Origin of the sequence: Microcystis sp. LE19-41.2A, from assembly GCF_027530405.1 — a bacterium.
GTDB classification, from domain to species: domain Bacteria; phylum Cyanobacteriota; class Cyanobacteriia; order Cyanobacteriales; family Microcystaceae; genus Microcystis; species Microcystis aeruginosa.
This window is the reverse complement of sequence record NZ_JAPZQJ010000407.1, coordinates 1-5,874: the sequence shown is the minus strand read 5'-3', so window position 1 is coordinate 5,874 and position 5,874 is coordinate 1. Positions and strand designations below refer to the sequence as shown.

General features: G+C 43.0%; 5 protein-coding genes. 2 read left to right on the top strand and 3 right to left on the bottom strand.

Going from position 1 to position 5,874, the window contains the following annotated elements; all coding sequences use genetic code 11:
- Positions 1 to 311: 311 nt before the first annotated feature.
- Positions 312 to 1,337 (top strand): ABC transporter permease, encoded by a 1,026-nt coding sequence (locus O9290_RS16600; RefSeq protein WP_002757482.1) that lies wholly within the window; start codon positions 312 to 314, stop codon positions 1,335 to 1,337.
- Positions 1,338 to 1,535: 198 nt separating this feature from the next.
- Here the strand turns inward: O9290_RS16600 and O9290_RS16595 are convergent, their stop codons facing one another.
- A complete protein-coding gene (locus O9290_RS16595; protein WP_288055072.1) occupies positions 1,536 to 2,453 on the bottom strand; it encodes a glycosyltransferase family 2 protein in 918 nt (305 codons plus the stop codon).
- Between the two features lie 353 nt (positions 2,454 to 2,806).
- Between O9290_RS16595 and trpA the strand changes: the two genes are divergently transcribed.
- Positions 2,807 to 3,601: a tryptophan synthase subunit alpha gene (gene trpA, locus O9290_RS16590; RefSeq protein WP_288055070.1), complete on the top strand. Its 795-nt coding sequence runs from the start codon at positions 2,807 to 2,809 to the stop codon at positions 3,599 to 3,601.
- Between the two features lie 82 nt (positions 3,602 to 3,683).
- Here trpA and O9290_RS16585 read toward each other — a convergent pair whose 3' ends face one another.
- Both O9290_RS16585 and O9290_RS16580 read right to left on the bottom strand, forming a co-directional pair.
- The gene (locus tag O9290_RS16585; protein WP_288055068.1) at positions 3,684 to 5,039 is read right to left on the bottom strand and encodes a tetratricopeptide repeat protein; all 1,356 of its coding nucleotides are present in this window, start codon (positions 5,037 to 5,039) and stop codon (positions 3,684 to 3,686) included.
- A gap of 155 nt (positions 5,040 to 5,194) precedes the next feature.
- The gene (locus O9290_RS16580) at positions 5,195 to 5,356 is read right to left on the bottom strand and encodes a hypothetical protein (protein ID WP_288055066.1); all 162 of its coding nucleotides are present in this window, start codon (positions 5,354 to 5,356) and stop codon (positions 5,195 to 5,197) included.
- Positions 5,357 to 5,874: the final 518 nt, after the last annotated feature.

Genomic DNA, 5,874 nt, shown 5'->3' with positions numbered 1-5,874 from the left:
TTTTGTCTAGGTTCCAGCGTCGTTTGTTTCGCTTCGCTTTCGCTTCGCTTCAACCGCGCATTTACCAATGTATCTAACTTCCCTAAGTTTGTCAACCCCTTTTGGCAAAATTTTTTGATCTTTTTTCTATCCCTTGCTACGTAAGCCTTTCAGCCTTTAGGGGTTTTTGGTAGTCCCTTGCTCAGAACTGTCGGCGCAGCTACTTTAGTTTACTTGTACTAAATATTCCCTCAGCTTAATTTTTTCTCGATCGCTGGGGCGATTTTGGGGTATGGTTCTTTGAGAATCTATCTTCTGATCGGAAAGCCCTCATGTCTCGCCGCGCTGCTTTACAATCCTATTTACTGGTGCGTTTACTCCTAGCTCCCTTGATGTTATGGACGATCGTGACGGTGGTTTTTCTACTGATGCGTGTTGCCCCCGGTGATCCCACGGATGCGATTTTAGGCAACCGCGCCCCTGAAAGTGCCAAAAATGCCCTAAGAGAACAATTAGGACTGAATAAACCCCTATTTTTCCAGTACCTAGACTATATTTTTCACCTAATGCGTCTCAATTTAGGAGACTCTTTAACCAGTAAGGGGGTGACGGTATGGGAGATTATCGCTAAACATTTTCCAGCGACGGTGGAACTAACTTTTTATGGAATGCTAATTGCGGTGATAGTGGGAGTCGGATTGGGAATTATTACCGCTTCCCGTCCGAATACACCCTTAGATGCGGGGGGACGTTTATTTGGACTGATAACCTATTCCTTGCCGATTTTTTGGGTGGGAATGCTCTTACAGCTAATTTTTGCGGTACAGTTGCGCTGGTTTCCCTTGGGGACTCGTTTTCCTTTGAGTGAGACTCCACCCCAGACAATTACAGGTTTATACACCCTTGATAGTCTGATGACTCTACAACTAGATAAGTTGCCCACAGCTTTGTATTATCTAGCCTTACCTAGTTTTACTCTCGGCATTCTCTTGAGTGGAATTTTTGAACGGATGGTGCGAGTTAATCTGAAACAAACTTTGCAAGCGGACTATGTAGATGCGGCAAAAGCGAGAGGAATACCAGAAAAAACGATTATGATCGCCCATGCGCTGAAAAATGCTCTAATACCCGTAATTACTGTCTTAGGATTAACTTTTGCGGCTCTTTTAGGTGGTGCAGTCTTGACGGAAGTTACTTTTTCTTGGCCGGGTTTGGGAAATCAGTTATATCGCGCGATTTCTCTGCGGGATTACCCAACAGTACAGGGATTAATGGCTTTTTTTGCGACAATAGTGGTTTTTGCCAGTATTTTAATCGATTTAATCAATGCTTATGTTGATCCTCGCATCCGTTATTAATCAGGGAGAGGGAATTATGAATTATGAATTATGAAGTGGGGAGGTGGGGAGACCACTACGCAGTTTAAATACCGTACAGCTTGAGATGAGACAACAGCCGTGAAATTGATGTCACAGCTAATAAAAAATGGATCAGGATTGCTTTTTATCTCTAGGTTGTTGTTAGGTGATTGCTGACTGATTAATAATGGTTGAATGTTAATCGGCTTTTCCTTTTAGGGAGACGAAATCGGGCCTATGGGAATTACTATTGTCACCATTTTGCGGGGGATGAAAAGGATTTCTCACTTCGGGGGGAGTGGGTAAACCCTGTTTCATTTCCGCTACTTTTAAGAGGATCAAATACTCATAAAAAGCTTGCAAAGTACACCAAGCAAAACCAGCTTTACCATCGAGAATTCCCGCCAAGATAAAATACATATAAAACCAACGAAGCAAGGGACGAAAAGGCAATCGTAGAGATAAATCTTTTAAAGCTCTCCGTCTATCTACTTCGGTTTCACCAAAAAATAATTTTTTCCAACTAACACCACCGTTAGCCAACTGATGTAGGGTTTCTGCCGCTTCATCGGTAGAGTAACGATTATGTTTTTCAATCCAACGACTTAAACCTTTACTACAGGTATAGTGGGGATAGGTTTCTTCTAAAAAAGAGGTTTTTCCTCGACATTCTTCCCTTTCCGTGTGACCATAATCGCTAAACCAGACTTGATCTTTTCTAAATAGACGCATTTGATAACGGGGATACTGGGTGCTGCGACGGATCCAAGTTCCCATAAACATAACTCTTTCGGCCACATAAAAACCAGTAAATTCTTTCTGTTGAGTGGCGCGCAGACATTCTGCGTAGAGTTGGGGTGTCATCCTTTCATCTGCTTCGAGAATATAAACCCAATCGTATTTAGTCTCGATATTTTCTAACATCCAAGTTCTTTGTTTACCATGACTCTCGAATTGATGCTGAATCACGCGCACTGGATAACGAGAAGCAATCTCTACAGTGAGATCGCTACTGTAGGAGTCAACCACAATCACATCATCGGATAGAAGTGCCGATTCCACACAGGCGGCAATATCAATTTCTTCGTTATGAGTGAGAATGTAAATGGAAAACATAGATATAATATGGTGTTTGATTATACGAAACCCGATCGGGCAGTAGTTCTATTGTGTACTGGAAAAAGCGGAATGAAAACCCTTATTAAGCTAAACGGCGTTTAACCTGCATGATCCAACAGCTATAACCCTTTTGGAGTCTATATCGGTGATCCGAAGTAAAAGCCGTTTAGCTTATCCAAGAAATTTTTTTAAAACTGTCAGACTGAGCCTATTCTAACCTCGATCGCCATTTTGTCAATATTCCTTAAGTATTACTCGAAAAATTCTTTACCTGAGCTTGCGGCGACCGGCTACGAGCTATTCCCCACCATGAGATAATAGACGGTGCTTTATGTCTCCAGTAATTTTCGATGACTGCTGTTTCCGAGTGTTTTCGTTCTCTCCGTTCCCAGGGGAATTGTGCCTTAATTCCCTTTATTACTGCTGGTGATCCCGATTTGTCCACTACTGCCCAAGCTTTACGCATTTTAGACCGGGCAGGGGCCGATCTGATCGAGTTGGGGGTTCCCTATTCCGATCCTCTTGCGGATGGTCCGGTTATTCAAGCGGCGGCCACCCGCGCTTTAAATCGGGGTGTCAAGTTGGAAGATGTGCTAGAAATCGTCAAAAATGCTCAGGGAGAGGTGAAAGCTCCCATTATTCTCTTTACTTACTATAATCCCATCTATCATCGCGGGATAGATGTCTTTTTAGACCAAATAAAAGCAGCCGGGGTGAGTGGTTTGGTGGTTCCCGATTTACCCCTAGAGGAAGCGGCAAGTCTGCTGCAACCGGCTGCCGCTAAGGGAATTGAAGTGATTTTATTGGTAGCACCTACCAGTCCCCCGGAACGAATACAAGCGATCGCCCTGCAATCCCAAGGTTTTATTTATTTGGTTAGTGTCACGGGAGTGACGGGAATGCGGAACCAAGTGGCCACCAGAGTGGAGGAATTGCTCGATTCTATCCGTTCTGTCACCGATAAACCCGTGGGGGTAGGATTTGGCATTTCTGACCCGACACAGGCACTACAGGTGAAAAACTGGGGTGCTGATGCGGTAATTGTCGGCAGTGCCGTGGTTAAACGTCTGGCCGATAATTCCCCCAGCGATGGGTTAAAATCCCTCGAAGAATTCTGTCGCAGTTTAAAACAGGCGATTCAGTGAGGGGTTAGAAATTCTTCTAAGGGAATTCCGGCTGCGGGGCGATCGAGGTAGAATCTTTCCCGAATTCCTCGATCGCCTTGAGTTAAATTTGAGAGAGTTCGCGTTCACCCGCTAATTTCAGTGCAGAAGCTGCTTCAGGAATATAGGAAGTTTTCGTTTTAGAGACCATACCTCCCTGTTGTTCCTGTAATTGTTCTAGACGCATGGTACTCCAATCGGTCAGCATCGAGTTACCTAGCCGGGGGGCCAATTTGTTAATTTTCTCCACGGCGGAGATAGCTAATTCATCCATCTGTAGGGAAGCTAGATAGCAATCACAGGCGATGTCTATCTCTCCTAATCGTTCGTGACATTGGCCGGCCATAAACCAAGCGATCGCCATTCCAGGTGGGCCGAGTCTAGTGGCAGAACGATAGATTTTCGCCGCTTCTTCAAATTTATTTTGTTTCAGTAAAATTTCCCCCAGTTGCAGGCGATAACGAGAGTAAAGAGGTTCCATCGCCACCATTTTCTTCGATCTCTCTTCGGCGAGATCGATATCGCCTAACCAGAGAGCTTCTTTTGTTCGGCTCTCGAGAACCGTTATGAGAGTGTCGTAGGCGGAAAGTCGTTCGCTCTCGTTTTTACACTCGCGAGTTAGTTCTTCCGCCAGGGATTGACAGATATCCATTTCACGGACAACCGTTTCTCGTTCACCCCGCAGAAGTGGAGCGAAAACAGCCGCACGCTTGAAAACACTGGTTAAATGTTTAAAATCGAAACGATCGAGGGAAGGTTCGACGTGATGGAGTGCCTCCTTGGCTACTTCTCGCCAATGGGCGACCGCCGCTATATCTTGAAAGGCAGTAGCCTGCAAAACGATTAATTCTACGGCTGCCCCGAAAACCACCAGGCTTTCTTTAGAAGCGTATTGAACGATTCGTTGAAAATCTTCGAGATTTTCTGATGTACCAATATCTTCTTGACAAAGGATTTTAGACATCGCCAGGCTGTAAGCTAATCTAGCGAACGTGGGGTCTCTGCCAATGTTTTCATCGCTAATTGCGGGAATATAGCGAGTAATCGCTTCATGAAAGCATAAACTCGATAATAGATCGACCGTTTTTACTTGAGTAGCGGGTGAAAGCTCACGATAATGCTCTAAATGCTCGCAAAGAACTCTCCAACGTTCGGTTCTCAACTCATCGGGGAGGGTGAGAGGATCGTTAATTGGGTATTGAAAAAGACCAGTCTCTCGAATCAATTGCTCTCGAAAAGAAGCGGGGTGAACGAGAGAAACTGGGGTAACAGATGACGTATCGACACCTCGTACTTCGGAGACAAGATTTCGATAACTATAGTCAATTCCCTGAATATGCCAAGCACCAGATTGATAGGGACTAAGATCGAAATAAGGACGATGGCTCCAAGTGATCGGAAAATCGTTTAAAAATAGCATACATATTCTCAAGAAATGCGATCTTTATCTGGTTGGTATTTCCACGATAGTCAACGGAGTATCTTGTTTTGCTGAACTACCGTGGAAACTGGGAGAAGGAAAAGATAAAATACTGATTTATCTCTGTATTTTATCAATCAGTTACACTTACTTAATCATACGATTACGACACGCCAACGACAACAACCGCCTACCACTTGACGTAAAGTTTTAAAAGCGGTGATACTTTCTGGACTGTCGTTAACGGCATCGGTGCGAAGCTCGATAATTTCGTCAGTCACCGTGTTTTTGATCTCGTTGATTTTGATGTTAGCCATGAGATGTATTCTCCAAATTTTCGCTAAATGAATGAATCAAATTATTGATTCAAGAAAACAATAACAATTTTTCAACACCAGATCAACTATCAAAATCGAACAAAAAGAACATAATTTAGTTATTTATGTTCTTTTTGAAAGACTATTTTTTACAAAAACATCATCAAAACCGATTAAACAACGGGCTTCCAAGCTATTTAAAGAAACAAAAATAAGTAATTTATGTACAAAAAACTCTGAACCTGTCTTGTTGGAAGCAAAGAGAACCAACCAAGCCAACTTAATTGAGTTATTTATTTTTTAATTAACTGGTAATTCTGTTAATAAATAAATTCAGATACTTTTAAAAGTGTATGTATTAAAAATACCTTTGTTTGTGGTTCTTCGGTTTGTGTTATGCAATGGAGGGGGGTTATAAAGGATAAAACCCTTACACAGAAAGACATTGCTTCGATTTTGGCCAATTGTTTTCTATCTAGAACGAGCTAATCAATTGAGTCTCTTGCCCTATAAGGATT